Below are 398 nucleotides of genomic sequence, written 5' to 3' on the forward strand. Positions count from 1 at the left end.
GTGGGAATACCGTCACGTTTTATTTGTGGAACGGCTATTCCCAATGCACGCAATTTCTGCATCGGGTTCATGAACTCGCGATTGCGTTTTATCCGGCCGTTCTCGAGTTCGAAGGAATGGATGTAGTGGTTCTCGCAATAGCCCTGCGGATACCCCGGGACCAGCGCCTTGCCGCGCCCGTCGCACTCGACCCAGAAGTGGTTCGGATCCTCGGTCTCGAAGATCCGCACGTTGTGCCACTCCCAGTCGGGGAAGCAGCGCTCGAGCCACTCGGCGAGCCGCCTGAGGCTCTCATGGCCCCGGAAAACCAGGGGTTCGCCGCTTTCCGTGGTCCAGTTGCCGGCGCAGCCGTCCTCGACGAACAGGCTGTGCCGCTGCAACCGTTCGGCCCCCTTCAT

1 protein-coding gene is annotated in these 398 nt (G+C 61.1%); it reads right to left on the reverse strand.

Annotation, left to right across the window (positions count from 1 at the left end):
* Window positions 1–398, reverse strand: a 398-nt coding sequence (phzA, locus tag HMPREF2886_RS22880) for a phenazine biosynthesis protein PhzA (protein ID WP_031691530.1), incomplete at both ends; no start/stop codon positions are given.

It is taken from the genome of Pseudomonas sp. HMSC066A08 (assembly GCF_001813025.1).
GTDB lineage: Bacteria > Pseudomonadota > Gammaproteobacteria > Pseudomonadales > Pseudomonadaceae > Pseudomonas > Pseudomonas aeruginosa.